Genomic DNA, 25,396 nt, shown 5'->3' on the forward strand with positions numbered 1-25,396 from the left:
CCAGATCACAACAGAAAGCATATCTGTGGATACACGCTGGAAAGCCTGGTTCAGCAGAGGCGGGGATGCTCCATTTGCGCTGCTAGAATCGAGTTAATCCAATGAAGTGTCCTTACTGCGGTTTTACCCAGGATCGAGTCGTCGATTCGAGAGAGAGCAAGGAGGCGGACTCCATCCGCCGCAGGCGCGAGTGTGAGGGGTGCAATAAGCGGTTTACCACTTACGAGCGCATCGACGAGATTCCGTACATGGTGGTGAAGAAGGACGGCCGCCGCGAGAAGTTCGACCGGCAAAAGGTTCTGAGTGGTCTATTACACGCCTGCGAGAAGCGGCCGGTGGCGGCCGTGAAGCTGGAACAGATTGTGGATGAGACCGAGGCGTTTGTCGTGGATTCGCCGGAGCGCGAGCGATCGACTGCAGAGGTCGGCGAGCTGATTATGTCGCGTCTGAAAGACATCGATACGGTGGCGTACATCCGCTTCGCCAGTGTTTACAGGGACTTCAAAGACGTCAGCGAGTTCAAGCAGGAGCTGGAACAGTTGTTGAGCGGCAACGGCAAGGACCAGAAGAAGAAGCGGTAATACGGATGGGGCGAAGCTGGTAGAGAAGCAGACTCTCGACTTCGCTCGGAATGACCATGAACTTTGCCGAGGGAGAGAGATGGCAATCGAGAGAACACATAAGATCACGTTGATTCCGGGCGATGGCATCGGGCCGGAGGTTTCGGCCGCGGTGGTCAGAATCGTCGAGGCAGCCGGAGCGGCGAATGGCGTAGGTTTCGAGTGGCATCGATTTGCCGCCGGCGCTGAGGCATTCGAGCAGACGCGCGAGTATATTCCCCAGGCGCTGTACGATTCGATCGAGCAGAACAAGGTGGCGCTGAAGGGGCCGGTGACGACTCCGATCGGGGGAGGCTTTGCTTCGATCAACGTGACGCTGCGCAAGAAATTTGAGCTGTTTGCGAACTTTCGCCCGGTGAAGAGCCTGCCGGGGTTGAAGGCCAAGTACGAGAATATCGATCTGATCATCGTTCGCGAGAACATGGAGGATCTGTACGCCGGCCTCGAGCACGAGATCGTTCCCGGCGTGGTGCAGTCGCTGAAGATCATTACCGACAAAGGCTCGAGCCGGATTGCGCAGTTCGCCTTCGACTATGGCAGGAAGCATGGGCGCAAGAAGGTCCATGCTATCCACAAGGCGAATATTATGAAGCTCTCCGACGGTCTGTTTCTGCGCTGCTGCCGCCGGGTCGCTGAGCAATTCCCGGAGATCGAGTACAAGGAACACATCGTCGACAACACCTGCATGCAGCTCGTGTTGAATCCGTATCAGTACGACATCCTGCTGACGGAGAACCTCTACGGCGACATTCTGAGCGACCTTTGCAGCGCATTTATCGGAGGGCTGGGGTTGGTTCCAGGAGCCAACCTGGGACGCGAGTGCGCGATTTTCGAGGCGGTGCACGGCTCTGCGCCGGATATTGCGGGGAAAGACCGGGCAAACCCAACCGCACTGCTGCAGTCGGCCGTGCTGATGTTGCATCACCTCGATGAGGCGGCTACTGCGCAGAAGGTGCAGGGAGCGATTGAACAGGTCTATCAAGAGGGCAAGACGTTAACTCGCGATGTAGGCGGCCAGAGTGGAACCCAGGCCTTTGCCGATGCAGTCCTTGAGGCGATGGCCTCTCCTGCGGCTCCGAGGTAACTGTTCGCAGGGCGTATCCACCTATGCGTCAAATTCATTGTGGCCACCCCAGAATGCATCATTGCGCTCGATTCGGATCTGCAATCCTTGCACTCCCCACGAAGGATCTGCGGTCTGGTGGCCTCAGCGACGATCCCGAACCGCAGATCCTTCGACTTCGCGCTGGCGCGCTACGCTCAGGATGACACCTCCGGCACGTAGCGTTCGAGAAACGATTGGGGTCAGAGATGCATCGTAAAGAGGGCCAACGTTGAGCTTTATGTAGAGGATGCAGGGAGGAGTGGATGGGGATCGCATCTGTTCTATGGCAGGAGGTCGTAGGGCATGGGATGAGCCTGGCGCTGATCTCGCATCATCTGCCGTTCTGGTTCCTGGTCTTCGCGTTGTTTCTTCCTCGCGTCTCGCTGGTGGTTGCGTGGTTTCAGGGAGTATTGATTCCCTTCCACCTCGTGGGGTGGATCCCGCTGCTCTTCGCGATCCTGTTGCCGCGGGCGCTGGTTCTTTACCTGATCTACCTGGATCAGGGGTTCAGCCTCTGGTTTGTGATCCATCTGGTGGTTGCAATCCTGGTCTGGCTGGGGGGAGGCCATACCTACCGGACCAGAAGAGGGGACTACTGAGAGGCCGGGGAGCCTCAAAACGTCAAGTTTCGCGCGGAGATCGTGACGCAGGCGAAGGCGCCGCGTTATTCTTAAAAGACTATGGAACGGCGACGGGTAGGCATTCTTGGCGCGACCGGCATGGTCGGTCAGCGATTTGTTCAGCTTTTGCAGAATCACCCCTGGTTTGAGATTGCGTGGCTTGCGGCGAGCGACCGCAGCGCGGGCAAGACGTATGGAGACGCGTGTAAGTGGAAGCTGGATACTCCCTTACCGGCGAAGATTGCTGCGATGAAGATGCAGCCGAACGTCCCCGAGCTGTGTGAAGGCGAGCTGCCGAAGATTATCTTTGCCGCTCTGGACGCGGACATTGCGCGCGAGCTGGAGCCGAAGTTTGCCGCGGCGGGCTGCGCGGTTATCTCGAACTCGAGCGCCTTCCGGATGGTGCAGGATGTTCCGCTGGTAGTACCGGAGGTCAATGCGAGCCATCTGCCACTGCTGGAGGCGCAGAGCTGGCGCCGTGAGAGCGGCGGCTTTATCGTGACGAACCCGAACTGTTCGGCGATTGGGCTGGTGCTGGCGTTGAAGCCGCTGGAGGAGCGGTTCGGGATTGAGAGTCTGTTCGTTTCGACGATGCAGGCAGTGAGCGGCGCGGGGTATCCCGGCGTTCCGTCGCTGGACATTCTGGGCAATGTCGTCCCATTTATCAAGAACGAAGAAGAAAAGATGCAGGAAGAGGTCGGCAAGCTGCTGGGCCACTTGAGCGGCGATGGCATCGCCATGCTGGACGCGAAGGTAAGCGCGCACTGCAACCGTGTTGCGGTGGAGGACGGTCACACCGAGTGCGTAAGCATCAAGTTCCGCAGGAAGGCGACACGGGAGGAGATTCTGGCGGCATGGAGCGAGTTCGCTCCGCTGCGCGGACAGGGCCTGCCGAGCGCACCTGAGGCTCCGGTGGAGTTCGACGCTGCGGTGGATCGTCCGCAGCCCCGGCTGGACCGGATGCGCGGCAATGGCATGGCGTCAACGGTGGGCCGGCTGCGCGAGTGTTCGCTGCTGGACTGGAAGTTTGTCGTGCTTTCGCACAACACGATTCGCGGCGCGGCGGGAGCTGCTCTGCTAAATGCAGAGGTCCTGGCAAAGATGGGCAAGCTGGATAAGCTGGGTGTTCCGACAGGAGCTGTGCAGGGTCAGGCGGTGCTGGCTTGAGCGTCGCGCGGGAACAGCTTGTCGTGATGAAGTTTGGCGGGACGTCGGTTGAAGACGCCAGGGCGATGGAACGGACGGCGGCAATCGTCGGCGGCCGCAGGAAGAAGGGTCTCGAGACCATCGTGGTGGTTTCGGCGATGGCGAAGGTGACGGACCAGCTGCTGGCTGCTGCGGCGGCGGCAGGACGGGGCGACAAGGCCGGAGCACTGGCGATCAGCGCGCGGCTGCGGAGTCGCCATATCGATACGGCCAATGACCTTCTGGAGAAAGATCCGTTTATCGCTCTGGAGATGGCGATCCATCAGGAGTTCGATGCCCTGGACGATCTTCTGCGCGGTATTTCCGCAGTGGGCGAGCTGACGGCGAGGACTGGCGATCTGGTAGTCAGCTTCGGTGAGCGACTTTCTAGCCGCATGGTGGCAGCGGCGTTCGACCAGCGTGGACTGAACGGAACGCATGTCGATGCGCGCACCTGCATCATTACGGATGCGAACTTCGGCAAGGCTGCTCCGCTGGAGGCAGCGATCGAGGCCAAGCTGACGGAGCTGGTGCTTCCACTGCTTGCGGCAGGCAAGACTCCCGTGATGGGCGGCTTTATCGGATCGACCGTGGAGGGGATTACAACCACTCTGGGACGCGGCGGCAGCGATTACACGGCTGCCCTGGTCGGCGGCGGTCTGCACGCCGGAGCGATTGAGATCTGGACGGATGTCAACGGCATTATGACGACCGATCCGCGCATCGTGCCTGAGGCTCTGCGGGTGAAGACGATCAGCTTTGAAGAAGCTGCCGAGCTTGCTTACTTTGGCGCGAAGGTGCTGCACCCTGCGACGATTCTTCCGGCAGTACAGAAGTCAATCCCGGTGTGGGTGCTGAACTCGCGGAATGCGGAGAACGAAGGCACGAAGATCACCGCCGTCGCTCCGAAGTGCAAGAGCCCGTTTAAGAGCATCGCGGCGAAGAAGAGGCTGACGATCATCGACATCGTCGCGAGCCGCATGCTGATGTCGCATGGCTATCTGAAGGCTGTCTTCGATGTGCTGGATAAGTACAGGTGTGTCGTCGATATGGTTTCGACCAGCGAGGTGAGCATCTCGCTGACGGTGGACTCGAACGAGCGTCTGCCGGAGGTCGCCGAGGAGCTTTCGAAGATCGCCGATGTGAAGATGGAGGGCAACAAGGCCCTGATCTGCATGGTCGGTGAGGATATTCGCGGCCATAACGGCATCGCCGGGCAGGTGTTTTCAGCAGTCAGCCACGTGAATGTGCGGATGATCTCACAGGGCGCCAGCGAGATCAATATGAGCTTCATGATCGACGAGGACGACGTGGAAGAAGCGGTGCGCAGCCTGCACAAGCACTTCTTTTCCGAGCCGGACGATTCGATCTTTGACATAGAGGCACGTGTGGCTACGGCGAAGGCCTAGGAAGGAAATCGACGGGATGCGCGTACTTGTTCTAGGGCACGGCAAGACAGGAAAGCTGGTGGCCGAGGTGGCCGCCGAGCGCGGGCACAGCGTTCATGTGCTGGATGCGAAGGAGAACGCGAATGCTTCGGCATTGACGCCTCCGTTTGTCGCGGGCTTTGACGTGGTGATCGACTTCACGACGCCGGAGGCCGCAGTACAGAATATGCGCGCGGTTCTGGCGACCGGAGCCAAGATGGTGGTCGGCACGACGGGATGGTACGACAAGCTGCCCGATATGCGCGGACTGGCGGAGCGCAGGCAAGCGGGGCTGCTTTACGGCACGAACTTCTCCGTGGGCGTGCAGGCGATGCTGCAGATGGCGAAGAAGATGGGTGAGCTGCTGAAGAATGCAGGGTACGAGTTCTCGATTGAAGAGACGCATCACGTGACCAAGCTCGATTCGCCCTCAGGAACCGCGATCACCTTGGCCAATACGGTGAAGGCCGCTGCGGGACTGCCGGATGTTCCGATCAGGGCTCATCGCGTGGGCGATGCTGCAGGGCTGCATGTGCTGGAGGCGAAGAGCACGGCCGACAGGCTGGTGCTAACCCACGAGGCGTATTCCCGGCGCGGCTTCGCCGAGGGTGCGGTGCGGGCGGCGGAGTGGATCTCCACGCATACCGGCTGCTACGACTTCCAGGACATCTGCACGAAGGTCTAGCGATGAATCGCTTCACGCGGGCCTTGCGTCCAACCAGAAGGAAAGGATGACCATGAGTGTTGCTGAAGCGCTACACGTAAAGACATTTAGGGATTTGACCCTGGATGAGAAGCTGGATCGACTGGCGGAGGTCGCGGTCAAGGTAGGCCTGGGTCTGAAGGAAGGCCAGGAGCTGATCATGACAGCTCCGATGGATGCGCTTCCCCTTGCCCGGAAGATTACCGAGCAGGCCTACAAGGCCGGGGCAAAGCTGGTAACCACCTTCTACAGTGATGATGCGAGCGTACTGGCGCGGTACCAGTATGCTCCGGATGCGAGTTTTGATTATGCACCGGCGTGGCTGCAGGATGCCATTGCAAACGGATTCCGTAGTGGGGCGGCGCGGTTGGCCATTGCTGGAGCGAATCCAGCGCTGCTGGCGAAACAAGACCCGGCTAAAGTTGCCCGCACCAATGTTGCGGCGTCAAAGGCTGGAAAGCCGGCGATGGAGCTGATTACGCGGCACGAGATCAACTGGACGATCGTCGCCGCCGCAACTCCTGAGTGGGCAAAGCTGGTCTTCCCGGGAGAGCCGGAGGAAGTTGCGCTCGCGAAGCTGTGGGATGCGATCTTTGCGGCGTCGCGAGTCAACGTAGATGATCCTGTCGCGGAGTGGAAGCAACACGGCGAACGCCTGAAGAAACGCGTGGAGATGCTGAATGCGAAGCGCTTCTCTGCCCTGCGCTTCAAGGGGCCGGGGACTGACCTGAAGGTTGGACTGGCCGATCAGCATCTGTGGGCCGGGGGCGGCACCACGGCTGGGAATGGAATCTACTGCCAACCGAATATTCCGACGGAGGAGTGTTTCACGACTCCCCATAAGGACCGGATCGATGGTACTGTTCGGGCCTCAAAGCCTCTGTCGCACCAGGGAACTCTGATTGAAAACATTGCAGTCCGGTTCGAGGGTGGCAAGATCGTCGAAGCGACTGCCACAGCCGGCGAGGATGTGTTGAACCGGCTGATCTCGACCGATGAAGGCGCAAGGCGGCTGGGAGAAGTCGCGCTCGTGCCGCACAATTCGCCGATTGCGCAGAGCGGGATTCTGTTCTGGAATACTTTGTTCGACGAGAATGCGGCAAGCCACATCGCTCTGGGGCAGGCCTATTCGACCTGCATCATCGGGGGCGAGAAGATGGACTCGGCGCAGTTGGCGGCACTTGGAGCCAATGAGAGCCTGATTCATGTGGACTGGATGATCGGTTCGGCGGCGATGGATGTCGATGGCATCTCTGCGGACGGAAATGCTGAGCCTCTGATGCGGAAAGGTGCTTGGGTGTAGGTTTGGTGCTTGGATAATAGGAATGCCCGGCATGGTATGCCGGGCATTTTCTTTTTTAGGGTGGTGTTGGCCAGAGCCGTTGCTGGGTATCCTCTTGCGTCAGGGACGCAACTGGCAAAATACAGGGATCCTTCGGCTTCGCTTCAGAATGACGGGCCTTGTTGCGGGAATGTTTACGGCGGCGGACAGCGACGCGGTAAACTTCAATCATTATGGAATTGATGGGCTGTGGGACGGCACTGGTGACCCCTTTTCGCGGGGACGAGAGCGTGGACGAGAGCGCTCTGCGGGCGCTGGTGGAGTGGCAGATTGAGAGCGGGATCGGTTTCCTGGTCCCCTGCGGCACGACGGGTGAGGCTGCGACCCTGACCGAGCAGGAGTGGCTGCGCGTGGTCGAGATCGTAGTGGAGACAGCAGCAGGTCGGGTTCCGGTCTTCGGCGGCTGCACCAACAACTCGACCCGCGAAGCGGTAGCGAAGGCGAAGAAGCTTGCCGCAGTCAAGGGGTTGTCAGGAGTCTTGACGGCAAACCCGTACTACAACAAGCCGGGGCAGGAAGGCCAGTATCAGCACTTTCGCGCAATCGCGGAAGCTGTTGATCTTCCAGTGATGCTGTACAACATTCCGGGAAGGACGGGCGTGAATCTGGAGCCTGCGACGGTGCTCCGTTTGGCGGAGCTGAAGAACGTTATTGCAATCAAGGAATCGAGCGGAAATATCGCCCAGATTACGGAGCTGTTGACCTCTGCTCCCCAGGATTTCAAGGTCTTCGCGGGCGACGATTCGCTCGGGCTGCCGGTGCTGGCTCTTGGAGGCGCCGGGCTAGTTTCTGTGGCGTCGAACGTGATCCCGGCGGAGATGTCGGTGATGATACGGGCGGCGAAGGACGGAGACTGGACAACTGCACGCAGCGTCAACCGCCGCTACTTCCGGCTGATGCAGGCGCACTTCTGGGAGGCGAGTCCGGCTCCGGTAAAGGCTGTCATGAAGATGACCGGTCACGGCGAAGACGTGCTGCGGCTGCCGATGGTTCCGGTGAGCGATGCTACGCGGAAGCGTCTGGAGGCGCTGGTCAGCGAGCTGGGCCTGATGCCCGAGGCTGTCGCTGACGGGGCGCATCGCGCTTCGTAGGCTTGGAGCGAAGAAGAGCAGTTTTTTTCAATCAGAAAAGGTGACAGGTGAGTTTGAACGGTTCTTTGCAGGAGCGGATTGAGCACTGGTTTGCCCAGGGCACGGATGCAGTTGGGAACAAGGAAGCAGAGGCAGCGTTCAGCGAGCTTCGTGCGGCGCTTGAGGCCGGGACGTTGCGGTCGGCAGAGCCCGATGCTGCGCAGCCGCTCGGCTGGCGTGTGAACGCGTGGGTGAAGCGAGGAATCCTGCTGGGCTTTCGCCTGGGCCAGATGACCGAGATGGGCTCGCAGGAAGGCCTGTCGTTTGTCGATAAGGCGACATATCCGGCGCGGCGGTTCAGCGTGGCTGATGGTGTGCGCGTGGTGCCAGGCGGTTCGAGCGTACGCAGCGGAGCTTATCTTGCCAAGGGTGTCGTCGTGATGCCGCCCGCCTATGTGAATGTGGGCGCCTTTGTCGACGAGGGCACCATGGTGGATTCGCACGCCCTAGTAGGAAGCTGCGCGCAGATTGGCAAGCGAGTGCACCTGAGCGCCGCGGCACAGATTGGTGGGGTTTTGGAGCCGGTCAATGCGAGCCCCGTGATCATCGAGGACGATGCCCTGGTGGGGGGCAACACCGGCGTCTACGAAGGCACGATCGTCCGGAAGCGCGCGGTGATTGCAGCGGGTACGGTGCTGACGCGCGGAACTCCGGTATATGACCTGGTGAAGGGCGAGATCTATAAAGCTACGGCAGAGACTCCGCTCATTATTCCTGAGGGTGCGGTCGTGGTCCCGGGTTCGCGCGCTGTGACCAAGGGCAAGGGAGCGGAGTGGGGCCTCAGCGTCGCTGCTCCCGTGATCGTGAAGTACAGGGACGAGAAGACGGAGCTGTCTCTGGTGCTCGAAGACGTTCTGCGATAACTGATCACAGTTGGAAGTAGCCCGAAGGCTTCACAGCTTCTTGGCCGGAACAGCGGAGAAGAGGCTGATGAAGCCTTCGCCCATTGTGGGGTGGGCGACGACGATGTCTCGCAGCGCCGTGTAGGGTAGCTTGGCAGACATGACGACCTGAACGGGCACGAGCAGATCCGACACGCCGGGTCCGAAGGCGCTGAAGCCGAGGACGCGGTCGTCGTCAGAGACGAGAGCCTTGAGGAAGCCGCGGGTCTCTGAAAGCGTGCGCGAACGGAGGACTGCTGCCATGGGGATACGTGCGAGTCGATAGGGTATGCCCTGCTTTGTTGCCTCTGTCTCGGAGATGCCAATCTGGGCCAGCTCAGGATCGATGAAGGTGCAGGATGGGACCTGGCGGCCCGTTGTCGAGCGATTTCCTCCGGCGAGGTTGTCGCGCACGATGCGGAAGTCATCGAAGGAGATGTGGGTAAAGTAGGGCGAGCCTGCACAGTCGCCCATCGCCCAGACACCAGGAGCGGTGGTCTCCAGCCGGTCGTTGACCTTGATGTGACCTGCGGGTGTCAGCTCGACTCCGGCCGCTTCCAGACCGATGCCCTGCGTGTTTGGGGTGCGCCCCGTAGCGACCAGAAGGTGCGTTCCTTTGATCTGCGATGCCACACCGTCAGCCGTGATATGAAGGGTGACGCCTGCTCCGGAGACTCCTTCGACGCGATCTACGGTGGCGTGGGTAATGATCTGGATGTCTTCGTCGCGGAAGAGTTCTGTGATCGCGACCGAGATGTCAGGGTCCTGCTGGTGCGCCAGGTGGGAGTTGCGCTCAACGATGGTGACGCGGGAGCCGAAGCGGCGCATCGCCTGGGCGAACTCGAGGCCGACGAAGCCTCCTCCGAGGACGATCATGTGTTCCGGGAGGACGTCGAGCTCCAGGGCCTCGACGTGGGTGAGAGGATTGGCCTCTAACAGACCGGGAGCAGGGCTGATGGTCGCACGCGAGCCGGTATCGATGAAGATCTGATCGGCGCGAAGAGTACGGGTTCCCCCGTCGAGCAGATCGACCTGGATCGTCTTCTCCGCGACGAAGTGGCCGAAGCCCATGGCGATCTCGGCCCCGCTCTTCTTGAAGTTGTTGAGATGCAGCTCCTGCAGGCCGTCAATCATCTTTTGCCTGCGGGTGCGAACGCCCGCCATATCGACGCGCCAGCCGTTATGGACCATGCCGAACTCGGCGCCTCGCTGGAAGAAGGAGGCGACCTTCGCGCTGTGAATGACGTTTTTGCTGGGCAGGCAGGCGAAGTTGGGGCAGGCGCCGCCGATCTTCTTCTTCTCGATCGCCGCTACCCGAAGGCCCTGCGAACCGAGGTGCCAAGCCATAAATTTGCCGGCTTCGCCGGTACCGAGCACAAGCGCATCATAGATTTCAGGGGCGGACATCGTGACCTCCTTAAAATGGGCGGCAGCTCAGGCAGTTCAAGGCAGGCCTTAATGGCAAGCGCTAATCGCTTAACAGTGTCGCACGGCAACTTGAATGCTCTGAAAACGAGGCCCTATACAACTGTTTGCAACCGGGTCATCAAGGCCACCAATGCTAAGATTTAAGGCTCATGGCACAAGATAAATTGAAGCTGATTCCGCTGGGAGGGCTGGGCGAGTTCGGTATGAACTGCATGGCACTCCGCTGGCAGGATGACATTATCGTCATCGATGCCGGCCTGATGTTTCCCGAAGACGAGCTGCTGGGGGTAGACATCGTCGTCCCGGACATCAGTTACCTGACGGAAAACCGCGACAAGGTTCGCGGCATTGTTCTAACCCATGGGCATGAGGACCACATTGGCGGCCTCCCGTGGATTCTCTCGGAACTGAACGTCCCGGTCTACGGCACGGAGTTCACCCTGGCCTTTGTCGAAGGCAAGCTGGAAGAGCATGAGCTGCTGGACGACGCGGAGCTGAACGAGATTCTTCCCGGCCACAAGGTCACCCTGGGACCATTCTCCATTCTCCCCATCCGGGTGACGCACTCGCTGGTGGATTGCGTGGCGCTGGCGATCTATACGCCGGTGGGCATTGTTCTGCATACTGGCGACTTCAAAGTGGACCTGTCCCCGACGGACGGACGCCCCTTCGACTTGCAGGCATTTGCCGAACTTGGCAAGCAGGGCGTGCTGGCGCTCCTGCAGGACTCCACCAACGTGGATCGCAGAGGCTATACGCCCAGCGAAAGGGCAGTGCGCCCACGGCTGGACGAGATCTTCGGACAGACGAAGAAGAAGCTGTTCTTCAGTTGCTTTTCCTCATCGATTCATCGGCTTCGCCTGGCGATGGACCTTGCAGCCGAACACGGTAGAAAAGTTGCCATCATTGGGCGTTCGCTGGACAATGCCACCGAAATTGCGCAGGACCTGGGCTACCTGGACCCCGCGCCGGGGCTGCTGATCCATCCGGGTCAGATTAAGGACTTCCCGCCGGAGAAGCTGTGCATCATGATCAGCGGCACGCAGGGCGAGCCGATGAGCGCGCTCAGCCGGGCGGCAGTGAACAATCACAAATTCGCCCGCATTGACGCTGGCGATACCGTACTGATGAGCTCGCGAGTCATTCCGGGGAACGAGAAATCGATCTACCGGGTGATCGACCATCTGGAGCGGCGCGACGCCAAGGTGATCTACGACGACGGCACCGCTGGCCTGATCCACGTGAGCGGTCACGCCAGCCAGGAAGAGCTACGGCTGATGATCAATCTCGTCCGGCCAAAGTTCTTTATCCCCATCCACGGGGACTATCGCCATCTGAAGCGACACGTCGAGCTGGCTTCGTCGATGGGCATGGTCGAGCAGGCGATCCTGATGGAAGACGGCGAGGTCCTGGAGCTGGACAGCACTTCGGCGGTGAAGACCGGAGAAGTGACGGTCGGACGCGTCTGCATCGACTCCGGCGGCGCCGCGTCTGATGTCGTCGAGGACCTCGTGATCCGCGATAGAAGACATCTGAGCGAAGACGGAATCGTATTGCCGATCATTGCCATCAATAAGGGCACTGGAAAACTTGAAAACCTTCCCGAGATCGTGATGCGTGGAATGGCTGTGCCGGAAGAGGGGCTGATCGCGGAGGCCAGGCAGGTCGTCCAGAGAACTCTCGATGGCTCTTCGAGCGAAGAGAAGGCCGACTACGGGGTGGTCAAGGAGAAGATCCGGACCGACCTGAAGCGCTTTATCCAGAAGAGCATGAGCCGGCGTCCGCTGATTATGCCGGTCATCCTGGAGATCTGACCCCGTGTTTAGGGTTTTACACATGTACCAGCAGGGCGCCGTAAAGGCGTCCTCGCTGCTTTAAGAGGTATCGCAGCGGGTACGCGCGAACGGAATTCTGGCGAATCTCCATCGTAAGATGAACCATGACCTTCGGTTACTGCAAAGATTTGCCGCTCAAGCCGTTCCGGCCAGAGCGGCGGCGTGCAAGCAAGAATCAGGTCGAACCATTGTGACGATATGTTGAGTCTTACATCTCCCCGCTGCCTGCGCCTGGCGCTTGCAGCAACGCTTCTGGCGATCGGAACAACGGTTGCAGCGCAACAAAATCCGGCTTTTACGAACAGAGTGCAACAGACTGCTCCTCTGGGTGGAAAGGCGCGCCCGAAGATCGGACTGGTACTCGAAGGCGGTGGAGCGCTGGGATTTGCGCATATCGGCGTGCTTGAGTGGATGGAAGAGCACCATATCCCCGTCGATTCCGTTGCAGGAACCAGCATGGGCGGACTGGTCGGCGGATTGTATGCTTCCGGGCTGTCGCCAGATGAGATACGCAGTTTTGTAGAGCATATTGACTGGCCCTCCGTTCTTAGCGGGCAGGTTCCCTTCCCTGCTCTGAGCTATCGCCGCAAGGAAGATAAGCTCGCCTATCCGAACCACCTGGAGTTTGGGCTGAACCATGGCGTGACACTGCCCAGCGCATTGAACTCGGGAGCGGCGGTGGGACTGCTTTTCGATCGCACCGTGTTGCCCTACTGGAACCTGAGGAGCTTCGACGATCTTCCGATTCCCTTTCGATGCGTCGCTACGGAGCTCAACACCGGTCAACCTCACGTGTTTGAGGACGGCTCCCTGTCGCAGGCGCTGCGGGCGACGATGTCGATCCCTGGATTATTCGCTCCGGTGCATCATGGCAACGAGATCTATGCCGATGGAGCCGCGGTCGATAACCTGCCGGTCGATGTTGCCCGCGAAATGGGTGCGCAGGTGGTGATCTCCTCCTATCTGAATGCCGGGCCGGTCCAAAAGGATGTGCTGAGCTCGATGACCGGCGTGATGGGACGCAACATCTCCATCATGGTGGCCAATAACGAGATCAACAGCCTGAAGAACTCCGATATTGTGGTCTCCTCCGACGTCTCCAAGGTGGGAGCGCTCGATTTCGAGAAGCACGATCAGATCATTCCATTGGGATATGAGGCCGCGGGACTTGAGTCGAACGAGCTGGAGAAGTATGCCTTGAATGACGCGGACTGGGCAGCCTATATGGCTGCGCGCAAGGCACGCCGCAGGACGGAGGTTCCTGTTCCCCAGTTTATTGAGGTCTATGGGATCAGCGGCACCTCGCAGGCGGACATTCACGCGCGGTTCCAGGAGTTTATTGGGAAGCCTATCGATACTGCGGCAATTGAGAAGACCATTGCAGTCGTGCAGGGAACGGGACTCTACTCCACGATCAACTACAACATGACGGAGAAGGACGGCAGGATAGGCCTGCTGATCCGCCCGCGGAACAAGACATGGGGTCCGCCATTCATGAATCTCGGCATCCCCATCCTTGCCAATGACGCCAACAATGTCCAACTGGGTATCGGCGTGCGGGCTACGTTTTTCAACATGTATGGAGCCGGTTCGGAGCTTCGGCTGGATGGCGCGCTGGGTCAGCCCGCAACTCTGAGCGCGGAGCTTTTCAAGCCCCTGAAGGTCGGCTCCAAGGCGTTCGTTGCACCTCATGCTTATCTATCGCGGCAGATCAATCCGTACTATGTGGGGAATCAGCAGTTGGAGCAGTACCGGGAATACCGCAACGGACTGGGCCTGGATCTTGGATACCAGTTCAACGCCCGGACGGAGCTGCGGATCGGCGAAGATGTTCAGTGGTTCAATGAGCACCGCACGATCGGCACCGATGGAGAGCAGGAGTTCAGCCTCATTCCATTCGTCAGCCGAGTGCGGTTTCAATACCTCGGTCAGAACGATGTCATGGTTCCGACGTCGGGCAGCGCAATCTCGACCTCCTATAACTACTTCACCAAGCGGCCGAACGACGCCGGGGGATACTCCCAGCTTTCAGGGCGGCTGGAGCAGTTTATTCCCATCCGATCGAAGGGTATTCTGTTCGGTCAGGCGCAGGGAGGAACAAGCTTCGGCGCCGATAACCTGGGGCTGGCGGGGCTCACCCTCGGCGGCCCCCTGCGCCTGAGCGCCTATGCCCGGAATGAGCTGCTGGGAACCGATTACTTCCTGGGGCAGGTGGGGTATCTGCATCTGCTGGCGCGGCTGAACCCAATCTTTGCGGATGCGGTATACGCCGGGGGCGTCTACGAGATCGGTAAGATGTACGGCGGCAATGCACAGACGCCTTCGACTCCCAATGATGTGGCGGGCGCCCTTGTCATCAAAACACTGATTGGGCCGGTATTTGGAGGCCTGAGCATCGGGGACAGCGATCATCGCCGCTGGTTCTTCGGGGTGGGCCGGATCTTCTAGTCTTTTTGCGAGACAATCCGCTTCAAGCGGGCCATTTATGATGGCTCACTATGAGCGAGTTTGTGACCCTGGATGAGATACGGGCAGCGAAGGAAAGGATCAGCGGAGTTGCCGTACGGACGCCGCTTTACCGGGTTGAGAGAGCGCGCCTGCGCATGGCGAAGCTGCCTGAGCCGAAGTTCGATCTCTACATCAAGGCCGAGAGCGAACAGCCAATTGGGAGCTTCAAGCTGCGTGGCGCCTTCAATATGGTCTCGCGACTTTCGCCGGAGGCACGGTCCCGCGGAGTCATTACCTACTCAAGCGGCAACCACGCGCAAGGCGTAGCCTATGCGGCGAGGGCGCTGGGCGCGAAAGCCGTTATCGTAATGCCGTCCAATGCTCCGGCGGTGAAGAAGGCCGCAACGAAGGCACTGGGAGCGAAGATCGTGGAGGTGGGGCCGGCCTCGTCGGAGCGCCGCATCAAGGCCGAAGAGCTGGTCGAGGAATTTGGCTATGCCATGATTCCGCCCTATGACGCTCCGGAGATCATCGCCGGTCAGGCGACGTGCGGGCTGGAGATCGTGGAGCAGCTTCCGGACGTCGATTTGGTGATCTCCCCGGTCAGCGGCGGCGGCCTGCTGAGCGGAGTAGCAACTGCGGTCAAGCTGGCCGCTCAGGAGGGCCTTGCCTCTGCCGATATAAATGTATGGGGCGCCGAACCGGAGTTGTCAGCAGATGCGCGCGAGAGCTTCTACTCCGGGAAGCTGGTGGAGTGGCCCGCGGAAAAGACCGTGCGCACCATTGCCGACGGCCTGCGGACGCAGAGCATGGGGGTTCGGAACTTCGAGCATGTACTGCGGTTTGTCGATGGAATCGTTTCGGTCAGCGAGCAGGAGATCTTCACGGCGATGCGCACCATTCTGACCGCAACCCGGCTGGTCGCTGAACCGAGCGGAGCGGTCACGCTGGCTGCCGCGCTGTTTCATGCGGATGAGTTTCCTGAAGTGCGCAAGGTCGCGGTCATTCTGAGCGGAGGGAACCTGGAACCCGAACTTAGGGAGAAGCTCGGTGCAGAGATTGCAGCAGGTGGGTGATTGAGATGGGTCGCTGCCTGCGCACCCGGGAGCGCCGTCTAATCTAATATGTCGGCTATGAGGATGATCGATTTGGGGCGTGCGGGCGTCGTTGCGATGCTGGTAGCAGCATGCGCGAGCGTATGGGCGCAGAAGCGGGACAACAGCTCGGGGTACGACCTTGCAGCACGCGCCACGGTTCTACATGAGGCGAACGTCTATGTTGCAGCCGATCCAAATTCACAGCGAGTGTCGACAGTTCTGCCGGGACACGAGGTGGTCGTTGTGGAGCGCAGCTCGCCCTGGGTAAAGGTCTTCGCCAACACGGACGTGCAGGAAGATCCGGAGGACAAGCCTGAGTTCGGGGACGAGAATGCTCCTACGCCGGCATCGGGCTGGATTCGGGATAAAGGGGTTGTGGGCCCGACGACGCCGGAGGGGGATGTAATTCTCTATGGTGCGGCGGCGAATCTCGAAGACGCGGCCAGCAGGCCCAACGCACCGAAGAATGCCGCGATGCAAGCGCATCTGCTGTATCGACGGGTCTCTGACTACTTTCCGCAGTCGAGACTGGCACCCGAAGCAGCGTGGCGGTCGGCCGACATCCGATGGCAGTTGGAGAAACGTGACATCAGTTCCCTTCCTTCAGCCCACGAGCAGGACCCCATCCTTCGCCCAACGATCTACGAAGGCGAGATGAAGAAGATTATCAAGAATGATCGGGGCTCGAAGTACGCCGCCATGGCAGCGTACGAGATGCTGGACAACAAGCTGTGCGGCGACTGGCAGGGACTTCCCAAATGCCCGGAGAAGGAGGCCGATCTCTACGAGAAATACGCGCGACAGTTTCCGGATGGACCTCGGACGGCACAGGCACTCTACAACGCTGTCTACCGCGAGGCCACGATTGTAACGATGTATACGGTTCAGGAAGATAAGAAGAAGGCGGATGCGGCTGCATCCAAAACCCAGGCCCTGGCTGCGGAGATGAAGACGAAGTTCCCGCAGGCGGACGACACCGCTCGCGCTGTCAGCATCGCATACAAGGTTGCGCAGGGGATCCCTATCTATGGCAATGATCGCGATTGACGGCCAGGACGTGATAACGCGAGAGATTGCAATGGAAGACGCCGAAGCTGTCGCGGAACTCAGCGGCCAGCTTGGGTATGAGACATCGACCCAGAAGGTGAAAGAGCGGATCGCAACGATGCTCCCGCTCGAGAAAGATCACCTCGCGCTGGTGGCAGTCGTTCGGGGCGAGGTCGCTGGGTGGATTGAGGCGGAGATAGCAAGACACCTGCAGTCGGAGCCGCATGCCGTGATCACCGGGCTCGTCATCCGTGACGGCTATCGATCGCTCGGGATCGGCAGCCGCTTGTGTGCGCAGGTAGAAGACTGGGGTCAGCAGAGAGGGATTTCAATCATACGGGTTACCTCCCGGATGACCCGCGAACAGGCCCATCGGTTCTACCTGAGAGAAGGCTTCGTACAGGTCAAAACCTCAGCCGTATTTGAGAAGATACTCTCCTCCGAGACCGAATAATCATCTTCAGGGAAGATTCAGGCTGAGCATGTAGCATGACATTATGCCGATTCTGAAGGTTATTGTGCTCGCCATTGTGCAGGGACTCGCCGAGCTTCTGCCGGTCTCGAGCTCTGCTCACGTTGTTGTCGCGGAAAAGCTGATGGGGCTCGACCCCTCCTCCCCGGAGATGACGCTTCTGCTGGTCATGCTTCATACGGGTACGATGTTCGCGGTCATCGTGTACTTCTGGAAGCAATGGAAGCGGAGCTATTTTGCAAGCGCCGATGCCTTCAAGAGATTTCTGATCCGCGTGATCTGGGCGACTCTTCTGACCGGGATCATCGGCATCGCCATCAAGACGGTGATCGAAAAGACGATGTTTCATGGAGCACCCAAGGCAGAGATCGAAGAACTCTTCGGCAGGCTCGATCTGATTGCCCCGGCGCTGCTGGCTGCCGGTGTGCTGATTATCATTGCGGGGATTCGCGAAAAGAAGGGCCCCCCGCCCCAGCAGGTCTACGGAAACAGCGTGACCATGCGACAGGCGGGATGGATGGGAGCCATTCAAGGACTCTGCCTTCCCTTTCGCGGCTTCTCGCGATCAGGCGCAACCATCTCAACTGGCATGCTGGCGAATACAAGCAAAGATCGCGCTGAGAGGTTCAGTTTCGCGTTGGCCGTCGTTCTGACGCCGCCCGTGGTTTTGCGTGAGGCGATGCGGCTCATCAAGGCGTCGCATGCCGCAGCAGAGACGGGAGTGCACATCGATCTGCACGCAAGTGTGGCGACCAGCCTTATCGGCATGGTCCTGGCGTTTTTTGCAGGCCTGGTGGCACTGCGCTGGCTGAGCGCGTGGCTCGAAGAGGGGCGATGGTATCTCTTCGGCATCTATTGTGTGGTTGCTTCAGGCGCCGTGTTTTACCTGCACCATCTGGGCTATTAGGAAAACAAGGGAGGGTGACTTAGTCGCCCTCCTCTTGTTATGTCTTTGCCGCGCATTACCCGGCTTGCGGCTGATCCCGATGGTTTTTGACGTATTGGTGCGAGCTGAGGATGTGGGCCTGCTGCTCCGTCAGAATCTGGCGTACAGGCAGTGGCAGATCCTGCTTCAGGGCATCGGCATAGGCATCTTTGGCCGCATCCTCGCCCTCCTCGGCAGCGGCCAGCAGGCCGTGATCGTTGCCGCCCAGCTTTGCTTTCAGATCGCTCCAGACGCGATGCAGCGTACCGGCTGTGGTGCCGGACTCCTTGATGTCGTGAAATCCGTTCTGATGAAGAACCTCTTCGAGATCGCCGCGAAAGCTCGCTCTTTTCAGCGACTCGGCAAGGAAGTACCGTTTCAACGCCTCATCCTTCAGGTGATCGCCTATCTCTGCGAATCCCTTCTGGCTATCGATAAGAACATTGATTACAGACGTAACGGCAAGGTGCATCTCGTTTCGCTTGTCAGCGTCGGTGGGCATGAAATCTCTTCCCTCTCAAAGGAAATAATGGGGGTTAAAACACCAGTAGGGCAGGGTCCGCCGGCTGTCTGCGATTCTCCTTCACCGGCGGCGAGCAGAAGAAATCGCGAAAATTCCGCGCCCCTGCCCACTGGATTACAAAGGGCCGCCGAAGAGCCTTCGGCGGTAAGCTAAAAGCATAGATGCGGCTTTTCATCGCGGGTTTGCATCCGGATACCTCTCCCGCAGTTTTTCGATTTTGTTTCGCATTTCCCGCAGGGCAGTCTGGGATAATCAAAGCTGCTCTGGTGGTTCAAGCCTCGATAGCCAACTGCTACGACCGGCCGGCACGGAGAGGCTCGGCTGCCGGCGTGAGAGGCTGTGCGGACCCCCGATGAAGACTCTAAGACTCGTCTCGACCCCTACTCGCAATCGCCGTCTGAATGAGATTATCGGCCTTACCGTTCTGGTGGCGGCTGTCCTGCTTTTTCTTGCGCTGGTAAGTTACACCCCCACCGACTCGTCGCTGAATACCGTGGGTGCGTATATCTCCGGGCGACCGGCGCACAACTGGACTGGAATTGCGGGTGCGTATGTCTCCGACGCGATGCTGCAGGCGATCGGTGTAGCGGCCTTCCTGCTTCCGTTGGTTCTGGGCCGTCTCGGTATCTGCTGGATGATGTCCCGCCCGGCGGGATCTCCTTTGGCCAAAGCCGTAGGACTGGCGATGTGGGTGATCTTTGGTCCGGCCGCCATTGCGCTGCTGCCCGGCCACCTGCTGTGGAAGGGGACGCTGCCGATTGCAGGCACCAGCGGACGTCTGCTGGCCGACATGCTGGTAGCTTATCTCAATCTTCCGGGAGCCTCCATCGTCCTGGCCCTGATGGTTGCGTTATCGCTTTACCTGGCCACCACCTTCACGTTTAACACCGCACGCGAGTGGACCACCATGCGCTTCGGATTTGCGCAGAGGATGTGGGAGCGATGGGTTCAGTGGCGTGAGAGCCGGCAGGGGCCAGACCTGCCCGTAGAGCAGTATGGCAGCAAGCGGGAACGCGCGGAGCTTCGCGCACGCCGCGAACACGAACTGGCTGAACGCAAGGCACGAGAGGCAGAAGAGCGCAGGAACAAATCCAATACGACGCTGCTGGGGAGCCTCTTCGGCTGGTTGAGCCGCAGGAAGAGAAAGGCAGAAGCCACAGCAAACGAAGATGAAACCTTCGCCGCGCCAGAGTCTTCTGTCTGGCACGGAATGCCGCGGACCATGGTCGATGCTCCTCCGGTGACAGCTCTCGGCACCGCAACCGCTGCGGTCGCGCCCTATGCTGAAGATCTGGCAAAGGCAGCGGAACCCGTGCGTGCTATCGACGATGCCTCCAATTTTGAGGGGCAGCCCTCTCTGCCTCGCATGATCGAGAGGACGGAAGCGCCGCCGCCGCGAGCGAGCAGGAAGCGGACAGAGGAGTTGCAGCCCGTTACAGCGCCTGCCGATCCTGCAAACTCAGACATCTCCTTCGGCAAGCGGGCCGATGCTGATATCAAGGCAGTCGCAATCTCTCCGAAAAGCGTTCGGGGCTACAAGCTTCCGCCATCTTCACTTCTGCATCGCAGCGAAGAGCAATCCACCATTCGCGAAGACGTGCTGCGAGACGAGGCGCGGGTGCTGGTGGAGAAGTGCGCAGAGTTTGACGTCGATGGCCAGGTGACACATATCAATCCGGGCCCGGTGGTCACGACCTTTGAGTTCAAGCCCGACGCGGGCGTCAAGTACTCGCGCGTGACCGGACTCGCCGACGATCTCTGCCTCGCGATGGCGGCAGAGAGCATTCTGATCGAACGCATGGCGGGAAAGTCGACCGTCGGAATCCAGGTGCCGAACTCGAACCGTGAGACGATCTGGCTGCGTGATGTGGTCGAGTGCGAAAGCTTCGCGCAGTCAAAGTCCCGTCTCCCGATTGCGCTGGGCAAGGACATCAATGGCCGCATCGTCACCGCCGATCTGGCGGCGATGCCGCACGTGCTGATTGCAGGATCGACAGGCTCCGGTAAATCGGTCGCCATCAATGCCATGATCATGAGCGTTCTGTTCAAATCGACGCCCGAGCAGGTACGTATGATCCTGGTCGACCCCAAGAGGGTTGAGCTGGGGATGTATGAGGGCATCCCGCATCTCTTTACCCCCATCATTACTGAAGCCAAGCTGGCTGCAAACGCGCTCCGGAATGCTGTTAAAGAGATGGAGCGCCGCCTGAAGCTGCTGGCTGCGAATCACGTCAGGAATATCGACCAGTTCAATAAGCTGTTCGATAGCGGCAGCGGACATCTCTTTGAAGACGTGAACCAGGAGCCTCTGCCCTACATCATGATCATCATCGATGAGTTGGCCGATCTGATGATGCTCGACCGGGCCAACGTGGAAGAAGCAATTACACGACTGGCACAGATGGCGCGCGCGGTCGGCATCCACCTGGTGCTGGCGACACAGCGGCCCTCGGTCGACGTCATTACCGGCCTGATCAAGGCGAACGTTCCCACCCGCATGAGCTTCCGGCTGGCGACCAAGGTCGATTCCCGCACCATCATCGACTCCAATGGCGCCGAAAGCCTGCTGGGCCGCGGCGATATGCTCTACCTGCCGCCCGGCACCAGCCGCGTTCAACGCGTGCATGCTCCGTTTGTGACAGAAAAGGAGATCTCCTCCGTCACGGAGTTCTGGAAGGCTCAGGGCGAGGCCGAATACGCGGAAGGCTTCCTCGAAGGTCCCAAGGACGAAGCGGGCCGCGATCTGGATGGCGGTTCGGATGGAGAGTCCGACGATCCGATGTACGACGATGCTGTCCGCCTCGTCTTCGAGTTCGGAAAAGCTTCAACGTCGCTCCTGCAGCGCAGGCTTCGCATCGGTTACGGGCGCGCTGCTCACCTGATCGACATGATGTACAACGATGGATTGGTGGGACCGGCAGACGGATCGAAGCCGCGCGAGCTGCTGAAGTCGCCCGACTGGCTGAAAGAGATTGACGCCGCCATGCGCTGAGCGAGACCCCTGTTCCGGTGGAGGAATGGTGGCTGAGCCAGCAGACCGCAGATCCTTCGACTCCGCGCTGACGCGCATCACTCAGGATGACACCTCTGGGTGATGCTGAAGGAAATTGACAGGGAGATGTCCGCTGTCGTAAGTCCACAAAAGCAGTCCAACCATGCCGAGCCTAGGTGTGGACATCGCTAGCGTGACAGATGTCTTGAGGAGCGAATGGCAATCACGGCAAGAACGCAGATAACGCCGAGAAGCGCTACCCATACCAGCTCCGGATTTCGTTCCGTGATGGATCGTGTGTCGGGCCGCTCCATGTAGATAGGATTTCGCTGCTCCGGCCCTATGCGCGCCGAGGCTGTCTGACCGCCCAATTGGATGGTTCGCGCAAGATCGTATTCCGGCGCCGTTAGCGTGGGATCACCGTAGAAGAGTGTAAGCGGGTCGGTGGAAGACGCGTTAAAACAGAGCCGCCGCTGCCGCATCTGCAGCTGAACCGCTGCGATGGGCAGCGGTGTATCGTCACCATTGTTGACAGCAATCTCGACTTCGGCGCTGCTCTGCAGGTTTGAGCCCAGTGTGGCGGGAACGCTCAGCCGTTGCTGATGGATGTCCCGTCCCGCCTGATTGACGTGAACCCGGAAGATGTTGCCCGAGATCGTCTCACCAGCGGATGCCGGCGTACCAGAGGCGTAATCGACGATGGAGACGTTGCGGCTGAAGTTCGACCGATACTCCGGCGCAAGGACGAAGTTGACCCGCTCTACAGGGACACGCTGCGGAAGCCTGAAGTGCGCTACGCTCTGCCGTCCACGCTGCGTGATGGTGCTGGTCTCCGCTGCCGGAGCGAAGATCGTCTGGGCTTCCCGACTGGGGGGAACCGTGGCTCCCAGGACCATGGAAGGAGAGAACTGAAGATGACGTGCTCCTGGCGCGGGAGACACCTCGAGCTCGACATGCAGATAGGGAAAGCTCGACTCCTGAAGCGGAAGCGTGGTGCTGCGCGACAGGCGCTGCGATGTGAGATCGAAGAGCGTGAACTCGCCGAGGCGTGTTCCTGCTGTCTCTCCAGCCTTTTCCGTTCCAGTGACTGTCGCTGAAGCGATATAGTCTCGGCCCCCCAGGTCGAGCACCACCTCGGTGTAGGGCCGATGCGGCATGGCCAGGTCGAAGGTGATTTTGTTGCTCTTTGTTCCGCGGTTGAAGACACGAGCCGGATCGACATTCGGCTGCACAGGCTCGCTTAATGTGATGGCATAGGGAATCTCGTGGGCCTGCGCCGTCTGGGCAAAGAGCCTTAGATCCCTGAGCGCGGGTGCGGCATGCTCGAAGGTGGCAGCGTCCAGCACGGCACAGTTCTGCCCGGCGGCTGTCGGTACGACAGAACGCTGATACAGGAAGAACTGCCGCTCCGGTGTATTCGATCTCGGAACGGCAGCGCCTGCCTGCCAGAGCAATAGAAGAAGAATCCACTTCACTGGCTGCTTCCCGCCTTCTGAGCTTTATGTTGTGTATTCTGCTCGCGCAGCGACAGCCAGTCCTTCTGGTACGCGAAGCTGACCGCCATCAATAGGATGCCCAATCCGAGAAAACTGACCACCCGGTATCCCTGGCTGAGGTTCCGCATGTCGTAGAGGAAGGTCTTACCGATGGTGACGACCAGCAGGAGCAGCGCCTGCCAGCGAACAAATGAGCTGCGCTTCCAGAACCCGACAGCCAGCAGAATCGCGCCATAGGCCATGAGAAAAGCTGAGATCGCGAGCGCACGTTGAAGCTCCGCCTCCGGTGTAGCAAGCGTAGCCGGCCAGAACGATCCAATCTCACGCATGCCAGCGAGGACTGCAATGAGATTGATGGCGATTACCGAGATCGCGGACAACTGGCCCCACAGCAAGTCCTCCTCGTCACGAAGAGCGATTCGCAGGCTGACCCAGGCTACCGTTGAAAGTATGCCGATTCCCACAAGCGCCCTTAAAAAATCGCCATTCGCGAGAGGAGCATACACAAATGATCGGGAACGCATGACGACAGTTTCGCGCAGACTGATGACGACCGCGATCAGCTGAATCGCTGCGAGGGCTATGGGAGAGAAGCGTGATCTTCTCCATAGCTCGCCTGCATTCTTAGCCCGCCATGCAATCCATGAGAAGACAGCTAACGCCACGACTGCACCCAGGGCCGCCGCTAATCTCCTGTTGAAGAATGGCATCGGAACGGCCGCATCATACCAGGCCCTCATCATGACGACACGAACTACACCCAGCGCCACGGAGCCAACGGAGAGCCAACGCAACGTTATGGCCGCCTCCTCTGAAGAGGAGGCGGAGAGAAGCGCAGGTAGTCCGTCTGCGGCGGAGGTTCGCACAGCTACCCACAACAGGCCGACTCCCTCTGCTAGCCACGCTGCCGTAATCCAGTGGCCATTGGCTTTCAAAGGAACCGCAATGGTAAGGAAGACCACCGCCAGCGACAGATGAAGGGCGGCAAGCAAAGCAGGCTGCGGCAGCCGCGCTATCACCAGGTATGCGGCCGCAAGAAGGAGCATCAGCCAGGGCAGAAACCAGTGCCGCTCCGAATCCTCCAGCACGGCATAAAGCGCCAGCGAAACAAAAGCTGCATTGCTAAGAGGAAGCAGAATGGTGGGAGCGATCCCTCGAAGGAAGCCGCGACGAGTTGGCGGCGAGGAACTTGCGGCTGGGGAAGCGAAGGCGTCGGAGACGAAGACGGCAAAGAACAGCACCACGAAGACCGTGGTTACGGCGAAGACGCCTTCTGTGTAAAAACGCAGATACCAGAATGCGAAGTAGACAACGGTCGCGCCAAAGGCGGCAAGCAGCAGCCGGTTCCATGGCTTCTTCCGCACAAGCAGGGCTGTAGCAAGATCGATCGCCAACAGATAGGTAAACAGGAACACCTCGTGGTTGGCTCCCGTCGATAGCAGCAGCGGTGTCGCCAGTGCACCAGCCAGCGCGTAGGCAGCCAGCAACTCGGCATCCTGCGCCCACGCCATGTAGGCATTCCACGCCGTCACCAGGATCATTCCCGCAAGCGCGCCCGCAGGCGGCAGAAGATGGTAAAGCTGCTGCGCGGCCCAGAGTGTGAGATAAAGAGCGCCCGTCCCGACCGCCTTGAGGGAGTACGAAAAAACGGCAAATCCCTTACGCCGGAACTGCTCTGACCACAGCACAACGCCCGCACCTGCAACAAGTCCGACGAGAATGCGGCCGACAGGACCGATCCACCGATTATCGACTGCGAGCTTCAGGAACCAGGTCACCCCAACCATCAGGGCAACAATTCCGATCCGGTTAAAGACCTGCGCACCGAGACGATTTTCAAACGAAGCCGAAGGCATAGGTGGAGAGGGATCTTCTGGAAGCTGCGCTGGCTCGGAGAGGGACACCGAAGGCATCGGCGGCGGTGGCGGGGCAACCCTTTCGCGCTGAGTCGCAGCCTGAGGAAGAGCCGCAGAGCGAAGCTCCGCGAGTTCTCGCTCGAGATTTGCGACACGCTGCGTCAGCGATCGAAGCTGTGCGGCTACGGAAATCTCGTCATCCTCATGCATCCTGTGCCGCGGCGAGAGATCCTCCGGCTCCATGGCAATTACTCTACTGCCTGC

Annotated in this window: 21 protein-coding genes; 17 read left to right on the forward strand and 4 right to left on the reverse strand. The window is 59.7% G+C overall.

The window, feature by feature from the left end; translation table 11 throughout:
• The first annotated feature begins 101 nt into the window (after window positions 1–101).
• From nrdR to GWR55_RS10660, 10 genes are all read left to right on the forward strand, one after another.
• Entirely contained in the window at window positions 102–581 is a 480-nt protein-coding gene (gene nrdR, locus GWR55_RS10615; RefSeq protein WP_162402242.1) for a transcriptional regulator NrdR, read from the forward strand.
• A gap of 79 nt (window positions 582–660) precedes the next feature.
• Entirely contained in the window at window positions 661–1,704 is a 1,044-nt protein-coding gene (locus GWR55_RS10620) for an isocitrate/isopropylmalate dehydrogenase family protein (RefSeq protein WP_162402243.1), read from the forward strand.
• A gap of 39 nt (window positions 1,705–1,743) precedes the next feature.
• The gene (locus tag GWR55_RS10625; RefSeq protein WP_162402244.1) at window positions 1,744–1,905 is read left to right on the forward strand and encodes a hypothetical protein; all 162 of its coding nucleotides are present in this window, start codon (window positions 1,744–1,746) and stop codon (window positions 1,903–1,905) included.
• An 83-nt stretch (window positions 1,906–1,988) separates the two neighbouring features.
• Window positions 1,989–2,324 (forward strand): hypothetical protein, encoded by a 336-nt coding sequence (locus tag GWR55_RS10630; protein WP_238398340.1) that lies wholly within the window; start codon window positions 1,989–1,991, stop codon window positions 2,322–2,324.
• 81 nt (window positions 2,325–2,405) lie between these two features.
• The gene (gene asd / locus GWR55_RS10635; protein ID WP_162402245.1) at window positions 2,406–3,512 is read left to right on the forward strand and encodes an aspartate-semialdehyde dehydrogenase; all 1,107 of its coding nucleotides are present in this window, start codon (window positions 2,406–2,408) and stop codon (window positions 3,510–3,512) included.
• Between the two features lie 26 nt (window positions 3,513–3,538).
• Complete coding sequence (gene lysC, locus GWR55_RS10640) at window positions 3,539–4,939, forward strand: lysine-sensitive aspartokinase 3 (protein WP_162403911.1); 1,401 nt, start codon at window positions 3,539–3,541, stop codon at window positions 4,937–4,939.
• A 16-nt stretch (window positions 4,940–4,955) separates the two neighbouring features.
• Window positions 4,956–5,642 (forward strand): 4-hydroxy-tetrahydrodipicolinate reductase, encoded by a 687-nt coding sequence (dapB, locus tag GWR55_RS10645; protein WP_162402246.1) that lies wholly within the window; start codon window positions 4,956–4,958, stop codon window positions 5,640–5,642.
• Window positions 5,643–5,694: 52 nt separating this feature from the next.
• Window positions 5,695–6,963, forward strand: a complete 1,269-nt coding sequence (locus GWR55_RS10650; RefSeq protein ID WP_162402247.1) for an aminopeptidase — start codon at window positions 5,695–5,697, stop codon at window positions 6,961–6,963.
• Window positions 6,964–7,175: 212 nt separating this feature from the next.
• Complete coding sequence (dapA, locus tag GWR55_RS10655; protein ID WP_162402248.1) at window positions 7,176–8,093, forward strand: 4-hydroxy-tetrahydrodipicolinate synthase; 918 nt, start codon at window positions 7,176–7,178, stop codon at window positions 8,091–8,093.
• A 47-nt stretch (window positions 8,094–8,140) separates the two neighbouring features.
• Window positions 8,141–8,995, forward strand: coding sequence for a 2,3,4,5-tetrahydropyridine-2,6-dicarboxylate N-succinyltransferase (locus tag GWR55_RS10660; RefSeq protein WP_162402249.1), 855 nt, complete (start codon window positions 8,141–8,143; stop codon window positions 8,993–8,995).
• A 30-nt stretch (window positions 8,996–9,025) separates the two neighbouring features.
• Here the strand turns inward: GWR55_RS10660 and GWR55_RS10665 are convergent, their stop codons facing one another.
• Window positions 9,026–10,420 (reverse strand): NAD(P)/FAD-dependent oxidoreductase, encoded by a 1,395-nt coding sequence (locus GWR55_RS10665; protein ID WP_162402250.1) that lies wholly within the window; start codon window positions 10,418–10,420, stop codon window positions 9,026–9,028.
• Window positions 10,421–10,590: 170 nt separating this feature from the next.
• Between GWR55_RS10665 and GWR55_RS10670 the strand changes: the two genes are divergently transcribed.
• The 6 genes from GWR55_RS10670 (at window position 10,591) to GWR55_RS10695 (ending at window position 18,247) form a co-directional block, all read left to right on the forward strand.
• Window positions 10,591–12,255 (forward strand): ribonuclease J, encoded by a 1,665-nt coding sequence (locus GWR55_RS10670; protein WP_162402251.1) that lies wholly within the window; start codon window positions 10,591–10,593, stop codon window positions 12,253–12,255.
• Window positions 12,256–12,474: 219 nt separating this feature from the next.
• Entirely contained in the window at window positions 12,475–14,724 is a 2,250-nt protein-coding gene (locus GWR55_RS10675) for a patatin-like phospholipase family protein (RefSeq protein WP_162402252.1), read from the forward strand.
• Window positions 14,725–14,774: 50 nt separating this feature from the next.
• A complete protein-coding gene (locus tag GWR55_RS10680) occupies window positions 14,775–15,800 on the forward strand; it encodes a threonine/serine dehydratase (RefSeq protein ID WP_162402253.1) in 1,026 nt (341 codons plus the stop codon).
• Window positions 15,801–15,857: 57 nt separating this feature from the next.
• The gene (locus GWR55_RS10685; protein WP_238398341.1) at window positions 15,858–16,868 is read left to right on the forward strand and encodes an SH3 domain-containing protein; all 1,011 of its coding nucleotides are present in this window, start codon (window positions 15,858–15,860) and stop codon (window positions 16,866–16,868) included.
• A complete protein-coding gene (locus GWR55_RS10690) occupies window positions 16,849–17,322 on the forward strand; it encodes a GNAT family N-acetyltransferase (RefSeq protein WP_238398342.1) in 474 nt (157 codons plus the stop codon). The genes GWR55_RS10685 and GWR55_RS10690 overlap by 20 nt, the downstream gene beginning before the upstream one ends.
• A 43-nt stretch (window positions 17,323–17,365) precedes the next feature.
• The gene (locus tag GWR55_RS10695; protein ID WP_162402254.1) at window positions 17,366–18,247 is read left to right on the forward strand and encodes an undecaprenyl-diphosphate phosphatase; all 882 of its coding nucleotides are present in this window, start codon (window positions 17,366–17,368) and stop codon (window positions 18,245–18,247) included.
• Between the two features lie 55 nt (window positions 18,248–18,302).
• Here GWR55_RS10695 and GWR55_RS10700 read toward each other — a convergent pair whose 3' ends face one another.
• A complete protein-coding gene (locus GWR55_RS10700) occupies window positions 18,303–18,767 on the reverse strand; it encodes a PA2169 family four-helix-bundle protein (protein WP_162402255.1) in 465 nt (154 codons plus the stop codon).
• Window positions 18,768–19,140: 373 nt separating this feature from the next.
• Between GWR55_RS10700 and GWR55_RS10705 the strand changes: the two genes are divergently transcribed.
• Window positions 19,141–21,780 (forward strand): DNA translocase FtsK, encoded by a 2,640-nt coding sequence (locus GWR55_RS10705; protein ID WP_162402256.1) that lies wholly within the window; start codon window positions 19,141–19,143, stop codon window positions 21,778–21,780.
• Between the two features lie 188 nt (window positions 21,781–21,968).
• Here the strand turns inward: GWR55_RS10705 and GWR55_RS10710 are convergent, their stop codons facing one another.
• Window positions 21,969–23,255, reverse strand: a complete 1,287-nt coding sequence (locus GWR55_RS10710) for a DUF3999 family protein (protein WP_162402257.1) — start codon at window positions 23,253–23,255, stop codon at window positions 21,969–21,971.
• Window positions 23,252–25,375: a DUF2339 domain-containing protein gene (locus tag GWR55_RS10715; protein ID WP_162402258.1), complete on the reverse strand. Its 2,124-nt coding sequence runs from the start codon at window positions 25,373–25,375 to the stop codon at window positions 23,252–23,254. The genes GWR55_RS10710 and GWR55_RS10715 overlap by 4 nt, the downstream gene beginning before the upstream one ends.
• Window positions 25,376–25,396 lie beyond the last annotated feature (21 nt).

The organism is Edaphobacter sp. 12200R-103 (assembly GCF_010093025.1).
Classification (GTDB): domain Bacteria; phylum Acidobacteriota; class Terriglobia; order Terriglobales; family Acidobacteriaceae; genus Edaphobacter.